The following is an 18,389-nucleotide window of genomic DNA, read 5'->3' on the forward strand; positions in this document are numbered from 1 at the left end:
CCCGCAAGCGCTTGAACCAGCTTCGCGTCATAAAGCCGTGAGATGACCGTTCTTGAGACCGCAGTCCGGTTTTTGGGGACTATTCGGTACGGGCCTATGCCCCAGCTGTTGCCGGCGTCGGACACCGTCCGGTTTCATCCGCTGCATTGGAATTGCCGTGCCGAGAGGAAACGGCCGATGATCAGATGCATCATCTCGGCCTCTTTCAGGGGCCGGAAATCGGGATCGACCGCCAGGCGCGAGAAAACACCGTCAATCAATGCGGCAATCCAGGTGGCGGCGCGCTCGGCGTCGAGATTGGCACAGATAATCTAATGTAATTTCAAAACTCACCAGACGCCTCCCGGCGTCTCAGGTCCAGTTCTTCGCTATAGCGCCTCAGCGTATGGCTTTCGGTGAGCAATCCGACAGGGCGATTTTCGATCTTGTCATTAACGACAACCAGCGCTTCGCTCTCCGCCGCATCGAAGGCTGCCGCCGCCTGGCGGGCATTCATGGTCGGCAGCAACACATCGTTCTTGTATTGCAGATAGGTTTCGAGGCTGATCTTGCTGGGATCGCGATCCATCGGGTCGGCGTAAATTTCCGGCACGAGGACGATGCCGGCATAACGCCCGTCATCATGGGTCATGATTACCCGTTGCGTCGAACCGAGCGGGAACTTCTCCTTGAAGGCCGGGAGGCCCATGCTGACATTGGCCTTGCGGATATCGGCGCGCATCATCCTGCCGACCGTCAGGTCGCGGATCCAGCCAATATCATGGGCGCTGCGAATGCTCTCGCCCCGCAGGTGAAAACGCCAGGTGGCGAAGGAGTAACCGAAGGTGGTGCGCACCACGAGCGAGGTGGTGATGACGGCGGCAAGCACAAGCGCCGTGATCTGGAAGTCGCCTGTCAGTTCCAGCGCCAGAAACGTCATCGTCAGCGGACCGCCGATAATGGCGGCGGCAAAGGCGCTCATGCCGATCACGGCATAGACGATGGGCGCCGTCGACCCATAGCCGATATACGGTGCGCAGAGCGCGAAAATCTTGCCCAGCAGCGAGCCCATGAACAGCGACGCGAAAAACAGGCCACCACGGAAATTCGAACCGATGGAAATGGCGCTCGCCGCCGCCTTCAGCAGGAACAGCCCGGCCACCCCGTATATCGTCAGTTCCGCATCGATATTGAGATGCAGCGCCCCATGGCCGCTCGACAGCACCTGCGGTGAAATCAGCGCAAGCCCGCCCACCGCCACGCCGCCGATGGCAGGACGCAGCCAGCCCGGAATGGCGCTTTTGCGTGCGGTTTCTTCGATGAAGGACACCGCCTGCATCAGCACGATGCCGATGGCCGCACATACGACGCCGAGAAAGATGGCGGGCACATAATCCGCCGGTGTTACACGGCTGGCATCGACAATATCGATCGAGATACCATGGCCGCCGATAATCCCGATGACCGTCGTCGCCACCAGTGCCGAGACGATGAGCGGCGCAAGCGTCACGACGGTATAGGTGCCGATGATGAGTTCGATGGCGTAAAACGCCCCGGTCAGCGGCGCGTTGAAGGCGGCCGCAATCGCCCCCGCAGCGCCGCAGCCGACAAGGATACGCATGTCCCCTCGCCGCAGCTTCAGCTTGATGCCGATCTTCGAGGCGACGCCGCTGGCGATCTGGGTGTAACCGGCCTCCAGCCCCACGGACGCGCCAAAACCGTTGGAGACGATATTCTGCACGCAGACGATGATGCTGTCCGTCAACGACAACCGGCCGCCATGCAGCGCATTCGCCTCGATGGGGTCGACCATGGGTTTCTTGCGGGTCTTCGAAAGGATGAAGATGATCAACCCGAGCACGATGCCGCCGATGATCGGGCCGACAAGCACGATACGTCCGGAAAGATCGCTGCTGCTCAACCGCTCGACGCCGAAAACCAGCAGATGCAACGCCGTGCTCAAGGCGCCGATCAGCGCCACCAGAAGGCCTGCCGCAATGCCGATGAAGACGGCAAGGAGCACCAGTCCCAGTTCGCCGCGCCGGAACATCGCCCGCAGGCGACTGGCGCGCAGATTGTCGAAGAAGCTCGCCATACTGGGTGCACGGAAAGGCTTGGTCGACATGCTGTTCCTTTTCAGGCGGCGTCAGGCTGCTTCGATCTCGAAACGCATTTGATCATAGGCCGGTTCGACATGATCAGGCGTTTCCCGCATCACCGTCTCATAATCGAGCGGAATATGCATGTGGGTCAAGATCGCCCTTTTGGGTGCGAATCTCTCGATCCAGCCGAGCGCCTGTTCCAGTGAAAGATGGCTGGGGTGGTAACGGTGCTGCAGCGCGTCGATGACGAGGACATCGAGACCGGCAAGCTTCGGCAGGCTTTCTGCCGGAAAATCGCTGACATCGGTGCAATAGGCGACGTCACCGATGCGGAAGCCCAGCGAATGCACATCGCCATGCTGCTGCATATGCACGTTGAACGGGATCGGCCCGCCTGCCCCATCGATGATCAGCGCCGCGTCGATATCGGCGATGATCCGCGGTTCGACGATGGGAGGATAGCTGCTGCCCGGCGGGGTCTCCAGGCAATAGGCGAAACCGTCCTTTATCCGCGCCATGGTAATGGGATCGGCATAGATCGGAATGCGGTTTTGCTGAAGGGCGAAATAGATGCGCAGATCGTCGATACCGTGCAGATGGTCGGCATGGGCGTGGGTGTAAAGCACAGCATCCACCGCCTCCACCTTGGCCGCGATCATCTGCTCGCGAAAATCCGGGCCGGTATCGATGACGACAGTCGTCCTGCCTCCATCCGGGCCGATCTGCTCCACCATGAAGGCCGTTCGCGTGCGCCGGTTCTTCGGGTTTTCGGGGTCGCAGGCGCCCCAGTCGCCGTTGATGCGCGGCACGCCGGGCGACGACGCGCAACCGAGAACCGTGAAGCGACGACGGTAGATTGCCACACCTATACCCTTGTCATCTTGGAAAAGCAGCGGAAGGCGTTTTCGGTGGTGATTTCGGCCATGCGCTCATAGGAAATGCCATGCACCTCGGCCAGAACCTCAGCTGTATTGACCACATAGGACGGCTCGTTGCGCTTTCCCCGCCAGCGCTTCGGCGCAAGATAGGGCGCATCAGTTTCCACCAGCAGCCGGTCCAGCGGCACGGAGGCGGCGATATCGCGGATATCCTGCGATTTCGGGAAGGTCAGAATGCCGGAAAAGGAGACATAACCGCCAAGCTCGACACCGGTTTTCGCCAGCTCGGGACCGGCGGAAAAGCAGTGCAGGATGAAGGGGAAGGCACCCTTCCCGCTTTCGGCGCGCAAAATAGCGGCCATATCGTCATCGGCGCTGCGGCTGTGGATGACAAGCGGCAGCTTCGTTCGTCTTGCTGCCTCGATGTGGCGAATGAGGCCGGTCTTCTGGTCTTCCGGCTTCTGCGTATCGTAGAAATAATCCAGACCCGCCTCGCCGATCGCCACGATCTTGTCATGGCTCTCCGCCAACCGTACCAGATCGTCGGCGGAGATATCCAGTTCCTCATCGGCATTGTTCGGATGCGTGCCGACCGAACAGAAGACCGACGGATATTTTTCCGTGATCTTCAAAAGTTCGGGCAGACGACGCACCCGGGTCGAGATCGTCACCATCTGGCTCACACCCGAAGCATGGGCGCGGGCGATGATATCGTCGCGCTCAGCCTCGAAATCGGGAAAATCCAGATGGCAATGTGTATCGATCAGCATGGGTCTCGCCTTCACGCTTCCGGTGCGACGTAACGCGGGAAGACCGGCTTCGGTGCTTCCAGCGGCGTGCCCGGAACCAGACGGCCCGCTTCGCCGAGTGCTGCAAAATCACGTTTGTCGGCAGGGGCAGCAACGAGATCCAGCAGCTTCTCGCAGGATTCCGGCATAAAGGGCTGCAGGAGAATGCCGATCTGGCGCACCACTTCCGCCGTTACGTAAAGCACGGTGCCCATGCGCTCGGGATCGGTCTTCTTCAGCGCCCACGGCTCCTGCGAGGCGAAATAGCGGTCGGTTTCCGAGACGACGGCGATGATGGCTGCAAGCGCACGGTGGATGAGCTGCTTGCCCATTTCCTCGCGGCAAAGCGCCAGCAGCCCGTCGGCGGAAGCCAGCATCGCCTTGTCTTCTTCGGTGAACTCACCGGGCGTCGGGATCTGGCCGTCGCAATTCTTGACGATCATCGATAGCGAACGGCTGGCGAGATTGCCGATACCATTGGCAAGATCGGCATTGATGCGTGTGGCGATGCCCTCTTCGCTATAGCTGCCGTCCTGGCCGAAGGAGACTTCGCGCAGGAAGAAATAACGGACTTGATCGAGACCGAAATGATTCACCAGATTGGCCGGATCGACGACATTGCCGAGCGACTTCGACATCTTCTCGCCCTTGTTGAGCAGGAAGCCATGCGCATAGACCCGCTTGGGCAGCGGCAGCTTCGCGCTCATCAGGAAAGCCGGCCAATAGACCGCGTGGAAGCGGATAATGTCCTTGCCGATGATATGCACGTCGGCCGGCCAATATTTCGCACGCGGGCCGTTTTTATCCTCGATGTAACCCGTGGCGGTGATGTAGTTGGTCAGCGCATCGACCCAGACATACATGACGTGTTTCGGATCGTTCGGAACCTTGATGCCCCAGTCGAAGGTGGTGCGGGAAATCGACAGGTCCTTGAGGCCGGATTTGACGAAGGAGATGATTTCGTTGCGGCGTTCTGCCGGGCCGATGAACTCCGGGTTCTCCTCATAGAGCTTCAGCAGCTTGTCCTGATATTCGGAGAGCTTGAAGAAGTAGCTTTCCTCCTCCACCCACTCGACCGGCGTGCCCTGCGGTCCGTAACGAACGCCGTCAGCACGCACTTCCGTCTCGTCCTCGGCGTAATAGGCCTCGTCGCGCACGGAATACCAGCCGGCATAGCTGTCCTTGTAGATGTCGCCGCTGTCGGCCATCAGGTTCCAGATATTGCGCGAGGTCTCGTGGTGACGCTCTTCCGTGGTGCGGATGAAATCGTCGTTCGAGGCGTTGAGCAGCTTGCCCATCGCGCGGAACTGGTCGGAATTGCGCGCAGCCAGGTCTTCCGGTGAAATGCCTTCCGCACGCGCCGTCTGCTGCATCTTCTGGCCATGTTCGTCGGTGCCGGTCAGGAAGAACACATCCATTCCATCCAGGCGCTGAAAGCGTGCCATGGCGTCCGTCGCAATCAACTCATAGGCATGGCCGATATGCGGCTTGCCGTTAGGATAGGAGATCGCGGTGGTGATGTAGAATGGTGTCTTGTCTTTCATGACGGTCTATCGACTTTACAGGCTGTTTTTTGGATAGACCGCTCTTAAACCATTGTTCGCAGCAGCGAAAGAAAAAGAGTACGTTTTGTACGACCGCTTGCAGACAAATTGGATTTGGCGAGCGCTTGGCATCCGCACTACCATCAACCCGGACTGGATCCGGGGTCCAGCCCGATCAAGTCCTTGATCGCAAAAGACTCTCTTCACGGCGCGGACGCGCCGTGGCTGGATGCCGGATCCAGTCCGGCATGGCGGAGGAGAATTTATGCACCGTCGAATCGTACATTCCGCACGATCCCTCGCCTTCAAACGCCGCGAATATCTTCCAGAATGGAAAGCACCATCTGCTTCTTGTCGAGATTATAGGCCTGCGCCACGGTGATGCGTTCCGAGAGCGCCGAGGAAAGCCGTGCATGTTTTTCCGCCGCCGCAATATCGCCCGCCATCGCCGCCGCCCGTGCGCGTTCCATCAGTTCTTCCGTCACATGCTCCATGAAGAAGCCGAGAACGATGTCGCCATCCTTCTGTGCCAGAACCTCGGCAAGCTTGTGCATCTGCTTGCGCACGCCAGGTCCCTCAGCCGCCATGACCTCAGCAAAGGCCTCGACAATGTCGGAGCCGCCGTAATTCATCAGCTTCAACGCCTGCGCCACGCTGCCCTTGGAGGCGGCAAGCAGGGCGTCACGTTTTTCGCCTTCCGGGCTGATGCCAAGATGATCGAGAGATTGCACCATGGCTGCATCGGAAAGCGGCAGGAGCCTCAACGGCATACAGCGCGAACGGATGGTCGGCAGCAATTTTCCCGGCGCATGCGACAGGACGAGGAACATCGCCCGCTTCGGCGGCTCCTCCAGTATTTTGAGGATCGCATTCGCGGCGTTGCGATTGAGATCGTCGGCGGGATCGATGATGACGATACGCCAGTTGCCGGTACCGGAGGTCTGCGAAAAGAAGTGCCCTGCCCGCCGCACCTCGTCCACGGTGATGGCGGATTTCACGCGGCCGGTCTTTTCATCCACCGGACGGGTCAGATGCAGCAGATTATGCGAGGCCCCGGCCGTGATCTGGCGGCTGACCAGCGATTGCGGATCGGGATCGGCGAGAAAATCCGGCGCCAGCGACGGATCGGGATGGCTGAGCACATGATTGGCGAAACGGAAGGCAAGCGTCGCCTTGCCGATCCCCTCCGGCCCTTCGATCAGAATGGCATGATGCCCCTTGCCGGAGCGATAGGATTGCGCGAGGAAGGCTTCCGCTTCCTCATGCCCGAAAAGCTTCGTGTTCTGCTGCGGCGCAATCGCACCGTCGAGAACGCCCTGGACCTCACTCATGCGCTGCGCCCGCTGCTGTTTTCAGCTGTTCGAGCAAGGGTTCGACGAAGGACATGACATCCTCCGCCACTTTTTCTTCCGGCTGATCGGCGTTGACGATCCGGCAACGACGCGGCTCGGCGAGCGCAATATCCAGATAGGCCTCGCGTCGCTTCTCGTGGGTCTCGATTTCCTCTTTTTCGAAGCGGTCCGGCGCAGCGCCTTCATCCGCGCGCTTTCTGGCGCGGGCGAGCCCCTTTTCGGCGGCAATATCGAAAATCAACGTCAGTTCCGGCACGACACCGTCAATCGCGATGCGTTGCAACGTCTCGATGAAATCCGGCTCCAGATTGCCGGTCGTGCCCTGATAGACGCGGGACGAATCGAGGAACCGGTCGCAGAGCACGATCTCACCGCGCGCAAGCGCCGGGCGAATGACCTCTTCGACATGGTCGTTGCGCGCCGCCGCAAACAGGATCGCTTCCATGCGCACCCCGAAGGATTCGGCAGCACCCGAGAGGAGAACATGCCGAACGGCCTCCGCGCCCGGCGAGCCGCCCGGCTCACGCGTCACGACCACCTCGAAACCACGGCCGCGAAGCGCCTCGGCAAGCGTGCGAATCTGCGTCGACTTGCCGGCGCCTTCGCCGCCTTCGAAGCTGATGAACAATCCGGTCTTTTCGGCCAATGTCACGTCCTGCGAGGAATTCACGTCAATGTTGAAATGCCTGTTTACAGCATCGAACGGAAAAGTGTGAAGCGCTTTTCAGAAAATCCGGTGGCTGAACAAAAGCATAGGAACAAGGCTGCGCGTCAACAGGCTTTCAGAGCCAGAACAGCAGTAGTTCCTTCAGCGCGCCAGTCGCATTCTGGGTGAGCGACCCCTTGCCGACTGCCGCCTTCGTATAAAGCGGTACCTCCCGCAACAGGCGCTCGCCCGAAAAAATCTTAAGCGTTCCGGCATTCGCCCCGACGTCCAGCGGCGCATTCAGAGGCCAGCGATAGACGATGCGGCCGGAAATTCGATCCGGATTATTGACCGGTACAAGCACGCTGACATCTTCCTTCGGCGAAAGATCGATATGCGAAACATCGCCGCCATAAACGCTGACGGACCCAACCGCTTCGTCCTTGCTGAAGAGATGGCGTTTTTCAAAGGCGGTCAGGCCCCAGTCCACCACCCGGCGGGCCTCCTCCTGCCGCGTCTTGTCGTCCACGATGCCGGCAAGCGCCAGATAGACCCGGCGGCCTTCCCGCTCGGCCGAAACGACAGCGGCAAAACCGCTGCCTTCCGCAAAACCGAGACCGAGACCGTCGATACCGCTGCCGGGCATCAGCAGCGTATTCTTGTTGCGCTGGAAAATCCGGTTCCATTCGAAATCCGGTTTGGTGAAAAGCCCGTAACGCTCCGGATAGGTATCGCGCAGATGCTGCGCGAGACGCACCATGTCCCTCGCGGTCGTCCGGTTGCCGGGGTCGGGAAGCCCGGTCGAATTGGTGAAGGTGCTGCTGCTCATGCCCAGTTCGCCCGCCCGCGCCGTCATGCGCTTGGCGAAAGCGGCATCCGAACCCGCCATGCCTTCGGCAACGACGATGCAGCCGTCATTGGCGTTCTGCACGATGATGCCGGTCAAAAGATCGTTGATGCTGACGGAGGATTTCAGCGCCGCGAACATGGTCGAGGTGCGCGAGGGCGCGCCGCCCGTGCGCCAGGCATATTCCGAGACGGGATAAGCCGTCTCTGACGTGACCTGCCCCTTTGACAGCGCATCCAGCACCACCTCAACCGTCATCAGCTTTGCAAGCGACGCGGGCGGAAAGGGCTGATTCTCGTTTTGCGAAAGAAGCACCGTGCCTGTTTCGGCATCGATCATGTAAGCCTGTTCGGCCTTTGCGATGAAGGGGCCGGTCTGTGATTGCACCGGGCCTGCACTGAAAAACGCAAACGCTGCCGCTACGGCGACCGAACGATAGGAGCGATGAATGGCCTTGCGCATGAAACCGCCCAGTCCTGCCTGCCGTAACCGGCTGCCCGCGATAAAGGCGAGAGGCCGGCCGTATCCTTCAACCCGTCAGCGGGACTTCGCCTGCTGACGCTTCACATGGGCGAGTATCGATTGCTCGTTGAGCGCGCCACGGTCGACGAGCACGCTGTCGAAGGCGCTCGCGGTCCTGGAGACCGTAGCCGATTCTTCGGAATAGGCCGCAGCAAATTTGGAGGAAGGCGTCGGCACACGCAGATAATTGCCGCCAGGCGCCGCCGGCTCACGCATGAAATTGCCTTCCGGGCGCTCCGCCAGGATAGGGCCGATTTCCGGCAGTATCGCGAACTGCTCGAAAGCCGGTGCCGGGCCGTTGACCAGCGGCATGGCCTGAAGCGCCGCATTCTTCTTGGAACCGACGAGCGCCGTCTGTGTGGAGCCGGCATAATTCGGGTTGGACGCGGGCGCCGGAACGAAATTCGGCGAGGCCGAAGCCACCATCACGCCCGTCGCGATCTGCCCTTCGGGTGCCACACCCGGCGAGCGCGAACCCTTCGGGATATAGGATGCCATCAGATAAGGCATGTCGTGACCATCAAGCGGTGCGCGGCCGGCATATTGCACCCGCACATTGGCCGTGCCGGTGGCCTTCATGTCGAGAAGATCGGCCGTCTTGCTGGAAACGTCGATCAGGCGGCCTTCGTGGAACGGTCCGCGATCGTTGACGCGCACCAGAACCGAAGCGCCATTTTCCATGTTGGTGATGCGCGCGTAGCTCGGCAGGGGAAATGTCGGATGTGCGGCAGAAAGATGTTCTTTGTCGTAGACTTCGCCATTGGCGGTCAGGCGACCATGGAAGGCAGAACCGTACCAGGAAGCAAGACCGGTCTTGTTGTAACCCGGCTCTTCCTTCGGGAAATAACGGCGGCCCTTGACTGTATAGGCATTGCCGATCAACTCTCGCCCGCCGCCCTTGGGAATGGCCTTGCCATCGGCCACACGCGGACTGGCTTTGACGCCATATTCGGATTCGGAAAAATATTCCTTGCTGCGCTTGGGCTTGGGCTTGGTCTCGGATGTCGTGGAACACGATGCGGTTGCAGCGCAAAGCACGGAAATTGCAAGCCACTTCACGCCCGACCTGGCGTTGATGCCGAGTTTCTTGACCGTAGAATTCAAATCGTCTGCCCCACGCTGCTATTGGCTCGGAGAACCGCACCCTCACTTGCCTCGATAACTGCCCCTGCCATCGAAGCACCTAACAGTCGCTTAATCTTGTGCATAACGTGGCGAAAATGCGAACGACTTCTGCAAATTCGATAAAATTGTAACGAACGTGGTTAATGATTTCTATCTTTTGAGCCCACCCATCGGGCCGGATTTACCCGCCCCAACATCTCCCGCTCACCGCGTCTGCAAGGAACAAACGGACGGCAACCGCGTTCTCTCCCCGCAAAGAAACGAGCTTTCCGCCGGTTTCGGCTGAGGGAGGAAACATGATCAAGCTTATGAAAACCACAGCTCTTGCGATGGGCATCGCCCTAGTATCCTTCGCCGCGCCGATCCCCGCAGGTGCGCAGGACATGGAACTCAGAATCGGCCCCGACGGCGTTCGCCCCGTCATCCGCGATCGTGACCGGGACGTAGACCGCCGCGGCCCGCCCCGCATGCGTGGCTGCAGCGAACGCGAAGCCCGCGCTGCCGCCCGTGAAGCAGGCCTGCGCGATCCAGAGGTCGTGCGCGTCACACCTGGTCGTGTCGTCGTCGAAGGCTTCACGCGCCGGGGACCGGATCGCATCACCTTCGCCAACGAACGGGGCTGCCCGGAAATCTGATTGGATGAACACTGGGAACCCGCCGCAAGGCGGGTTTCTCATTTGCGCTGAATTCGAGCCATTCCAAAGCTGATTAACGCGATCGAGGCATCCCTCGTCGCAGCGTGTTTGAATGATTTTTGCGCTTTATGGCAGATGGGGTGGGATTCGAACCCACGGTACGCTCTCACGCACGCCGGTTTTCAAGACCGGTTCCTTAAACCACTCGGACACCCATCCATCGGTGGTGAGGCTTTATAGCGGTTTGAAAAAGGCCGTCAATCCCGCCCGGGCGAGCTGTGTCGCCCTTCTCTTACGGCTGGCATATCATTGCCCCGGGGTCGTTGCCGGAGGCAGCAGGGATCCGTCGCCTGAAGGTATCGAGGGCACCTGCTGAGCCGTATCGAATAGCGTCAGGCTTAAAACGATTGCGACAAGCACCAGCAAAAGCGCCACGAAGAGGATTCCCGATTTATCCATGCGTCTGCTCATGTCACGTTATGTTAAAGGCGAATATGTGCAATTCGAGGCAATGCGAAGAATAAAGCGCAAGTCTGTCAAGTTGTCTTACAGATTGTCCGAACTCGTCGTTTAAAAATCTGCTGATTGAGCGAAATTTATGCATAGGCGTACTGTTTGGGACGGAAATGGCCTATCGCGTCAGCACTATCGTCACTTATATCAACCCATCGCTCCCGGGCATTGCCCAACTTTCCCCGAGCGATCAACCTGCCCCGCCTCTTTGCGGGGCTTTTTTCTTTTTTGGCCCAGAAGGCGAAGCGCACCCAAAAAAGGCCAGCGGCTCTCCAACCGCCCTCGCCTCAGACGCCGATGCTCGGCCCACCATTGCCATGCCGGCCGTCACCCCGGAGAATATCTTCGAACAGGTTCAGCAGCGCCGGCGGCAAGGTGTCGGACAATTCCGCGATGATTTCGTTGGCGCGATTATAGGAGTAGATGGCTGAGAGCGTCAGCACCAGAAGCACGATCCACGGCCAGATCGGCTTGCGCCTTTGCGGCGCTCCGTTCGGTTGTTGCGGTAAAGTCATGCTGGCACCTTCCCTTCAGGCCTTCACCCGTGGCTCGCCTCCGGGCGCATAGGCGGTTTTCTGCAGGAAACGGAATATATTGCCGCACTGAGCGCAGCGGATCATGAAATCCGTCGGATCGCCCGAGGCGCGCTCCGCGCGAAATCCACGCGGCATTTCATCGATGCGAAAATCGACGTCCCGGCGGCTCTTGTCATCCGATTCCGACGCTTCGGCAAAACCCTGATGACCACATCTGGAACATTCGAGCTTCCGGGAATATCTGTCGCGCGCTGCCATATGCCGTCCTTTGCTTGGTGGTTATCAGGTAGCAGCGGCAAAACATCATTTCAATGCCGATCGCCCCGGGTTAAAGCTTTGCACGGCTATTTCCCGGCCGGAAACCCATCCGGCGGCCGGAACGAATATGGAAGCCCATGAACGACCAGAAACCCCTGCTTTCATCGTCACTCATGCTCCGGGCCGCTCTCATCGCCGGAATTCTTCTCGTCTTTCTCGGCACCCTCAACGTCGGCATTAAATGGTATGGCGAGCGGATTCTCCAGGCGGGCCATACGACGGCCACCGAGGAGGTGGAGATCGTCATCGGCAACGACCGGCTGAAGCTTGCCAAAAACACCCTTCGGGCGCCTTCCGAGCGCCTCGGCGGAGAACGCGAGCGCGTCGACCTTTATCTGAGCTGGCCTGACCTCAAGGGTTACGAGGAAGCGAATCGCGCCGTCTTCGACGATCCGGCGCAGGCGGCAGGGCTGATCTTCATCCAGCTTTCGCAAAGCACCATGTCCGAGGACATGTCCGGTCGTTTCGGGCCGATCTATTCGCGGCTGACGGAGGGAGAGCCCGTACCGCTGAAGCACGGCCTGCTGCTGCACCGCCTGCGCGCCGATTCCGGTTACGGCAAGGAAGTCATATTGACCGGCGAGCGCGAAGGCCAAAGCGCCTATGTGGTGCGCTGCCTGCTGCCGCAAACGCCGCAGGCGGCCACCGGCAGCGATTGCCAGAGGGATATTCACGCCGGACAGGACCTCAGCCTGTTCTATCGTTTCTCCTCCGCCCTGCTGCCACAATGGCAAAAGCTCGACGCGGATGTAAAAAACTATATCGAGCGCCGCCTCGTAAAAGACGGAAATCGGTGAAACAGCACGGCACAGATTGCGTGCGAAAAGTCGCATTTTATGGAAGGCAGATACCTTTCATAAACCACTTGGTAACGCCATCCCGATAAAGTTTCTTCCCGGAGCATCGGGCGGGGCGTGTCCGAGCGGAACAGAAATATGCGATTGAAGAGTTCAGCAGTGTTGAAAAGTCTATCTGGGGCACATTCGCGCAAAGCGGGTGCGACGTCTTTCGTAAGGTTTATTGCGCTAACCCTTGCTGCGGCGTTCATAACCGCAACATCCGTTCAGACCGCAAAGGCCGATCCGAAATATGCGGGCATCGTCATCGATGCCAAGACCGGCAAGGTCCTCTATGGCGAGGATCCGGACGGGCTGCGTTATCCGGCTTCGCTGACGAAGATGATGACGCTTTATCTGACATTCGAAGCGCTCAATACCGGACGTATCTCGCTCGATTCCAGGGTGCCGGTGTCAGCCAACGCCGCGAAGGAGCCGCCATCCAAGCTTGGCGTGCGCGCCGGCGGCAGCATCACTGTGGAACAGGCTATCCTTGCACTCGTCACCCGGTCCGCAAATGACATGGCAACCGCGCTCGGCGAATATCTCGGCGGCTCGGAAGACCGTTTCGCCAGAATGATGACCGCCAAGGCCCGCGCACTCGGCATGACCCGCACGACCTATCGCAACGCCAACGGCCTGCCCAACACGGCGCAGATGACGACGGCACGCGACCAAGCCCGTCTCGGCGTCGCGCTTCGCCAGCATTTCCCGCAATATTACGGCTATTTCTCCACCCGCACCTTCAACTTCGGCAAGCAGGTTATCGGCAACCATAACCGCCTCGTCGGAACCGTGAAGGGTGTGGATGGCATCAAGACCGGTTATACACGTGCAGCCGGCAGCAACCTTGCCACATCGGCTCAACTTGACGGTCGCTCCATCGTCGCCGTCGTTCTCGGCGGCCGCTCCAGCGCTGCCCGTGACGCCACCATGCGCAAGCTTGTCGCAACCTACCTGCCGCAGGCATCGCGTGGCGGCAACAGCAACCTGATCGCGCAGACCCGCTCAGCGCCGGTCGAAGAGCCCGTCGCCGTGGCCGCTGCTGTTCCTTCCGTGGCAGTTGCAGCAACCGCAGCCGGCCTACCCAATTCCGGTCCGGTGCCGCAGACCCGTTACGAAGAATCCCCGGTCACCGCCTTCGCAGGCTCCTCTTCCAATGCAGCCGTCAAGGCCATGGAAGCTGCCACCTGGCAGAAGGGCAAGGATCCAATCAATCAGGCGCCCGCTGCACCGGACCGCAAATTGATCACCAATTCGACCAAGGTGGACAATATCGTCACCGCGTCCACCACGGCGCCTGTTGTCTCCGCCCCTTCGGTTTCGGCCAGGGCCGAGGCTCCGCAGGGTGGCTGGGTCATCCAGATCGGCGCATCTCCGGATGAGAACTCCGCACGTGGCCTGTTGCAGAACGCACAGGAAAAGGGCGGCGCGGCACTGCGCTCCGCAAAACCCTTCACGGTCGCCTTCAGCAAGGACGGCTCCCAGATCTACCGCGCCCGTTTCGGCGGCTTCGATGGCCAGAACGCCGCGGTAAATGCATGCAATGCATTGAAAAAGAAAGGCGTCAGCTGCTGGGCGTCACTCCAGTAACAGACGTTTCCGCAGGCGGTGGTTCATAGTCGAAACATCGCCTGTCTCCTCGAAGTTTGTAATGTGTAGCGAGGCTTTCCAAGATGGCAGTCAACGAGAATTATTCGGACATTGCGTCTGGCAACGGGCATGGCAGCCTGTCGGTTCTGCATCCCATTCACGAAGCGGCGATGCGTATCGCCGATCTCGGTCTTAATCGTTCCAAGGCGAAGACACGCGATCTCGTGGCGCTGCTTCTGTCGCATGGCGCCCGCGCCTGGCGCTCCAACCAGCCGGAAGCGAACATCCACCTTCATGTCGCGAGCCGCTCGGGTCGCGCTCCGGTCCATATTCGCATTCGCTGAAAATCAAACGCAGTCGACTAGACACAAACAAAAACCCCGCGGAGCCTGAGCGCCGCGGGGTTTTTCTTGATTGGTAACCGAAGATAACGAGGCGGCTTACGCCTCGCTCTCCGGTGCCTCCGGCGTATCCGGCAGATCGTCGGCGGCATCTTCGCCATTGCCGTTCTCTGCTTCGTCGTCGCCTTCCGGCTCGTTGATGCGCTCCACGGAAACCACCTTCTCATCCTTGGCGGTAGAGAAGATCGTCACACCCTTGGTGGCGCGGCTGGCGATGCGGATGCCGTTGACCGGCACGCGGATGAGCTGACCGCCATCGGAAACCAGCATGATCTGGTCGCCTTCTTCCACGGGGAAGGCCGCGACGAGTTCGCCGATCTCGTTGGTCTTCGAGGTATCGGTGGCGCGGATGCCCTTGCCGCCGCGACCAGAGGTGCGGAAGTCGTAAGAAGAGGAACGCTTGCCGAATCCCTTCACGGAAACCGTCAGCACGAATTCTTCGCGTGCCTTCAGTTCCTGATAGCGCTCTTCGCTGAGTTCGCCCTCTTCCGTAACTTCCTCGCCGACGAGCGCGATATCGTCCTCATCGACGCCTGCGGCACGCCGTTCGGTAGCCGAGCGCTTCAGATAGGCCGCACGCTCCCACGGTTCAGCTTCCACATGGCCCACAATGGTCATGGAGATGATGCGGTCGCCCTCGGCCATGTTGATGCCGCGCACGCCGACGGAGTTGCGGCCGGCAAAGACGCGCACATCGTCCACGGGGAAGCGGATGCACTGGCCGAGCGCGGTCGTCAGCAACACGTCGTCGCGGTCCGTACAGGTTTCGACGGAGAGGATTTCATCGCCCTCCTCGTCCAGCTTCATGGCGATCTTGCCATTGCGGTTGACCTGAACGAAATCGCCGAGCTTGTTGCGGCGAACCGTGCCGCGCGTCGTCGAGAACATCACATCCAGCGTTTCCCAGGTGGTTTCGTCCTCGGGCAACGGCATGATGGTGGTGATGCGCTCGCCGGGCTCCAGCGGCAGCATGTTTATGAGGGCCTTGCCCTTGGACTGCGGCGTACCGATCGGCAGACGCCAGACCTTTTCCTTGTAGACGATGCCACGCGAGGAGAAGAACAGCACCGGCGTATGGGTATTGGCAACGAAGAGACGGTTGACGAAATCCTCGTCGCGCGTCGCCATGCCGGAACGGCCCTTGCCGCCGCGACGCTGCGCCCGGTAGGTGGTCAACGGCACGCGCTTGATATAGCCGAGATGCGAAACGGTGACGACCATGTCCTCGCGGGCGATGAGGTCTTCATCGTCCATATCGGGACCGCCCTCGACGATCTCGGACCGGCGCGGCGTGCCGAACTCGTCGCGGATGGCGACAAGCTCGTCCTTGACGATCTGCTGGATGCGCAGGCGCGACGACAGGATTTCGAGGTACTCGGAAATTTCCGCGCCGATCTTGTTCAGCTCGTCGCCGATTTCATCGCGGCCAAGCGCCGTGAGGCGGGCAAGGCGCAGTTCGAGAATGGCGCGGGCCTGCTCTTCCGAGAGATTATAGGTGCCATCTTCATTGATGCGGTGGCGCGGATCGTCGATCAGACGGATCAGGCTTTCCACATCCTGCGCCGGCCAGCGCCGCGTCATCAGCTCTTCGCGGGCCGAAGCGGGATCGGGCGCATGACGGATAACCCGGATGACCTCATCGATATTGGCAACCGCAATCGCCAGACCAACCAACACATGCGCGCGCTCGCGCGCCTTGCGCAGCAGATATTTCGTACGACGGCTGACGACATCCTCGCGGAAGGCCACGAAGGCGCGCAGCATGTCGATAAGCGTCATCTGCTCCGGCTTGCCGCCGTTCAGCGCCACCATGTTGCAGCCGAAGGAGGTCTGCAGCGGCGTATAGCGGTAAAGCTGGTTCAGGATGACTTCGGCATTGGCGTCGCGTTTCAATTCGATGACGACGCGATAGCCCTGACGGTCGGATTCGTCGCGCAGGTCGGAAATACCCTCGATGCGCTTTTCCTTGACCAGTTCGGCCATCTTTTCGATCATGTTCGCCTTGTTCACCTGATAGGGAACCTCGGTGATGATGATCTGCTCGCGGTCGCCGCGCATCGGCTCGATGGTGGCGCGGCCGCGCATGATAACCGAGCCGCGGCCGGTCTCATAGGCTGAACGGATGCCGGAACGGCCCATGATCAGCGCGCCGGTCGGGAAATCCGGGCCGGGAATGATCTGCATCAGCTCCGGCAGCTCGATCGCCGGATTGTCGATCATGGCGATACAGCCGTCGATGACTTCCGAGAGATTGTGCGGCGGAATATTGGTGGCCATGCCGACCGCGATGCCGCCTGCCCCGTTGACCAGAAGGTTCGGGAACTTCGCCGGAATGACGACCGGCTCCTGCAGGGTGCCGTCATAGTTGTCGCGGAAATCGACCGTTTCCTTGTCGAGATCGTCGAGCAGCGAATGGGCGGCCTTTTCCAGACGGCATTCGGTATAACGTTCTGCCGCCGGCGGATCGCCGTCGATGGAGCCGAAATTGCCCTGCCCGTCGATCAGCGGCAGGCGGAGCGACCAGTCCTGCGCCATACGCGCCAAAGCGTCATAGATCGCCGCATTGCCGTGCGGATGGAATTTACCCATCACGTCCCCGGTAACGCGGGCGCATTTGACGTATTTCTTGTTCCAGTCGATGCCGAGTTCGGACATGCCGTAAAGAATACGGCGATGAACCGGCTTCAGGCCGTCTCGCACATCGGGAAGCGCGCGGGACACGATGACGCTCATGGCGTAATCGAGATACGACCGCTGCATTTCCTCCATGATGGAAATCGGTTCAATGCCTGGCGGAAGTTTTCCGCCGCCGGGGGGGCTCTGGTCAGTCAAAACGGATCACATTCTCTGTTAAGAATCGGATGGATTTTTATAGCGGAAACAGCCACGTTAAGCCAATTTCCCGGCGAGTTTTGAACAGGCTTTTGCGTCATTTGCAAGACGAACGCCGCTTTTCACGATTTAGCCCGGCAAAAGCACCGCCGCTCCCTTTCAAAGTGCCGGCGACTTGCGTAGGCTCCGTCCTAAAAACAGATAAGACGGGGAAAGAATGGCCAGCAGCGAAACGCTCATCAACGCGCTTACCACACTTCTGGTCACGCTCGATCCGCCGGGCCTTGCCCCCGTCTTTCTGGCGCTGACCGCCGGTATGACGCGCGACCAGCGCAGCCAGGTGGCGCTGCGCGGCTCCATCATCGCCTTCGGCATTCTCGCCGTCTTCGCGCTCTTCGGCCTTGCCATCCTCAATCTTCTCGGCATCTCGCTCGGCGCTTTTCGCATCGCCGGCGGCCTGTTGCTGTTCTGGATTTCCTTCGAGATGATTTTCGAAAAACGCCAGGAGCGCAAGGAAAAGACCTCCGAGATCGCCATCACCAAGGACCACCTTCACAATCTGGCGGTCTTTCCGCTGGCGCTGCCCCTGATCGCCGGGCCGGGCGCCATTTCCGCCACCGTGCTACTTGCCGGCTCGATGAAAACCACCGTCGAGATGCTGGTGCTCATCCTGATCCTCGCTTTCGCCATGGCCCTCGTTTATGCCGCGTTGATCGTCTCGGAACGGATGGACCGTTTTCTCGGCAATACCGGCCGCGCGATCCTGACCCGACTGCTCGGCGTGCTGCTTGCCGCCCTTTCCGTACAGTTCGTGGTCGATGGCATAAAATCGGCCTTCGCATTTTGAAAGGCCAACCCTTGGCGGTGCCTGCGCAATAAATTCCCGCCAACCGCTGAAATGCCGGAAAATCCTCCCTTTAAATCCGACCGCCGCTTCGGCTA

At 60.0% G+C, this 18,389-nt stretch carries 18 protein-coding genes and 1 tRNA gene; 6 read left to right on the plus strand and 13 right to left on the minus strand.

What is annotated here, in order from left to right; genetic code table 11:
* Nucleotides 1-185: 185 nt before the first annotated feature.
* On the plus strand, nucleotides 186-320 hold the full coding sequence (locus RAC79_RS18350) for a hypothetical protein (RefSeq protein WP_262927925.1): 135 nt from the start codon (nucleotides 186-188) through the stop codon (nucleotides 318-320).
* Nucleotides 321-322: 2 nt separating this feature from the next.
* Here RAC79_RS18350 and RAC79_RS18355 read toward each other — a convergent pair whose 3' ends face one another.
* The 8 genes from RAC79_RS18355 to RAC79_RS18390 all read right to left on the minus strand — a co-directional run bounded on the left by RAC79_RS18355 (nucleotide 323) and on the right by RAC79_RS18390 (nucleotide 9,762).
* Nucleotides 323-2,104: a chloride channel protein gene (locus RAC79_RS18355; protein ID WP_078052968.1), complete on the minus strand. Its 1,782-nt coding sequence runs from the start codon at nucleotides 2,102-2,104 to the stop codon at nucleotides 323-325.
* A 21-nt stretch (nucleotides 2,105-2,125) separates the two neighbouring features.
* Complete coding sequence (locus RAC79_RS18360; protein ID WP_174039141.1) at nucleotides 2,126-2,944, minus strand: MBL fold metallo-hydrolase; 819 nt, start codon at nucleotides 2,942-2,944, stop codon at nucleotides 2,126-2,128.
* A 2-nt stretch (nucleotides 2,945-2,946) separates the two neighbouring features.
* Entirely contained in the window at nucleotides 2,947-3,729 is a 783-nt protein-coding gene (locus RAC79_RS18365) for a TatD family hydrolase (RefSeq protein WP_142845498.1), read from the minus strand.
* An 11-nt stretch (nucleotides 3,730-3,740) separates the two neighbouring features.
* Nucleotides 3,741-5,291 (minus strand): methionine--tRNA ligase, encoded by a 1,551-nt coding sequence (gene metG, locus RAC79_RS18370; protein ID WP_142845499.1) that lies wholly within the window; start codon nucleotides 5,289-5,291, stop codon nucleotides 3,741-3,743.
* Between the two features lie 305 nt (nucleotides 5,292-5,596).
* Nucleotides 5,597-6,622, minus strand: coding sequence for a DNA polymerase III subunit delta' (locus RAC79_RS18375; protein WP_142845500.1), 1,026 nt, complete (start codon nucleotides 6,620-6,622; stop codon nucleotides 5,597-5,599).
* Nucleotides 6,615-7,289, minus strand: coding sequence for a dTMP kinase (gene tmk, locus RAC79_RS18380; RefSeq protein ID WP_065655460.1), 675 nt, complete (start codon nucleotides 7,287-7,289; stop codon nucleotides 6,615-6,617). The genes RAC79_RS18375 and tmk overlap by 8 nt, the downstream gene beginning before the upstream one ends.
* Nucleotides 7,290-7,425: 136 nt before the next feature.
* Nucleotides 7,426-8,598 (minus strand): D-alanyl-D-alanine carboxypeptidase family protein, encoded by a 1,173-nt coding sequence (locus tag RAC79_RS18385; RefSeq protein WP_065655432.1) that lies wholly within the window; start codon nucleotides 8,596-8,598, stop codon nucleotides 7,426-7,428.
* 75 nt (nucleotides 8,599-8,673) lie between these two features.
* Nucleotides 8,674-9,762 carry a septal ring lytic transglycosylase RlpA family protein gene (locus RAC79_RS18390; RefSeq protein WP_065655433.1) on the minus strand — a complete coding sequence of 363 codons (1,089 nt, stop codon included), beginning with the start codon at nucleotides 9,760-9,762 and terminating at the stop codon, nucleotides 8,674-8,676.
* A gap of 317 nt (nucleotides 9,763-10,079) precedes the next feature.
* Here RAC79_RS18390 and RAC79_RS18395 point away from each other — a divergent pair, with 317 nt between their 5' ends.
* Complete coding sequence (locus RAC79_RS18395; RefSeq protein ID WP_003523701.1) at nucleotides 10,080-10,418, plus strand: hypothetical protein; 339 nt, start codon at nucleotides 10,080-10,082, stop codon at nucleotides 10,416-10,418.
* Between the two features lie 129 nt (nucleotides 10,419-10,547).
* On the opposite strand, the gene RAC79_RS18400 is transcribed toward RAC79_RS18395, so the two are convergent.
* The 4 genes from RAC79_RS18400 to RAC79_RS18415 all read right to left on the minus strand — a co-directional run bounded on the left by RAC79_RS18400 (nucleotide 10,548) and on the right by RAC79_RS18415 (nucleotide 11,725).
* Nucleotides 10,548-10,637: transfer RNA gene (locus RAC79_RS18400), tRNA-Ser, on the minus strand.
* Between the two features lie 87 nt (nucleotides 10,638-10,724).
* The gene (locus tag RAC79_RS18405) at nucleotides 10,725-10,877 is read right to left on the minus strand and encodes a hypothetical protein (RefSeq protein ID WP_162856850.1); all 153 of its coding nucleotides are present in this window, start codon (nucleotides 10,875-10,877) and stop codon (nucleotides 10,725-10,727) included.
* Nucleotides 10,878-11,218: 341 nt separating this feature from the next.
* Complete coding sequence (locus RAC79_RS18410; RefSeq protein ID WP_035261278.1) at nucleotides 11,219-11,446, minus strand: hypothetical protein; 228 nt, start codon at nucleotides 11,444-11,446, stop codon at nucleotides 11,219-11,221.
* A 15-nt stretch (nucleotides 11,447-11,461) separates the two neighbouring features.
* On the minus strand, nucleotides 11,462-11,725 hold the full coding sequence (locus RAC79_RS18415; protein WP_035261275.1) for a hypothetical protein: 264 nt from the start codon (nucleotides 11,723-11,725) through the stop codon (nucleotides 11,462-11,464).
* 137 nt (nucleotides 11,726-11,862) lie between these two features.
* Between RAC79_RS18415 and RAC79_RS18420 the strand changes: the two genes are divergently transcribed.
* The 3 genes from RAC79_RS18420 (at nucleotide 11,863) to RAC79_RS18430 (ending at nucleotide 14,558) form a co-directional block, all read left to right on the plus strand.
* Nucleotides 11,863-12,582 (plus strand): hypothetical protein, encoded by a 720-nt coding sequence (locus tag RAC79_RS18420; protein ID WP_142845501.1) that lies wholly within the window; start codon nucleotides 11,863-11,865, stop codon nucleotides 12,580-12,582.
* Between the two features lie 138 nt (nucleotides 12,583-12,720).
* Entirely contained in the window at nucleotides 12,721-14,214 is a 1,494-nt protein-coding gene (locus RAC79_RS18425) for a D-alanyl-D-alanine carboxypeptidase family protein (RefSeq protein ID WP_142845502.1), read from the plus strand.
* Nucleotides 14,215-14,297: 83 nt separating this feature from the next.
* Complete coding sequence (locus tag RAC79_RS18430) at nucleotides 14,298-14,558, plus strand: hypothetical protein (protein ID WP_003502750.1); 261 nt, start codon at nucleotides 14,298-14,300, stop codon at nucleotides 14,556-14,558.
* Between the two features lie 96 nt (nucleotides 14,559-14,654).
* On the opposite strand, the gene gyrA is transcribed toward RAC79_RS18430, so the two are convergent.
* A complete protein-coding gene (gene gyrA / locus RAC79_RS18435) occupies nucleotides 14,655-17,447 on the minus strand; it encodes a DNA gyrase subunit A (RefSeq protein WP_142845503.1) in 2,793 nt (930 codons plus the stop codon).
* 217 nt (nucleotides 17,448-17,664) lie between these two features.
* Here gyrA and RAC79_RS18440 point away from each other — a divergent pair, with 217 nt between their 5' ends.
* Nucleotides 17,665-18,294 carry a MarC family protein gene (locus tag RAC79_RS18440; protein ID WP_003525062.1) on the plus strand — a complete coding sequence of 210 codons (630 nt, stop codon included), beginning with the start codon at nucleotides 17,665-17,667 and terminating at the stop codon, nucleotides 18,292-18,294.
* Nucleotides 18,295-18,389: the final 95 nt, after the last annotated feature.

This window comes from Agrobacterium sp. LR_9, from assembly GCF_041954855.1.
In the GTDB taxonomy this organism is placed as follows: domain Bacteria; phylum Pseudomonadota; class Alphaproteobacteria; order Rhizobiales; family Rhizobiaceae; genus Agrobacterium; species Agrobacterium leguminum.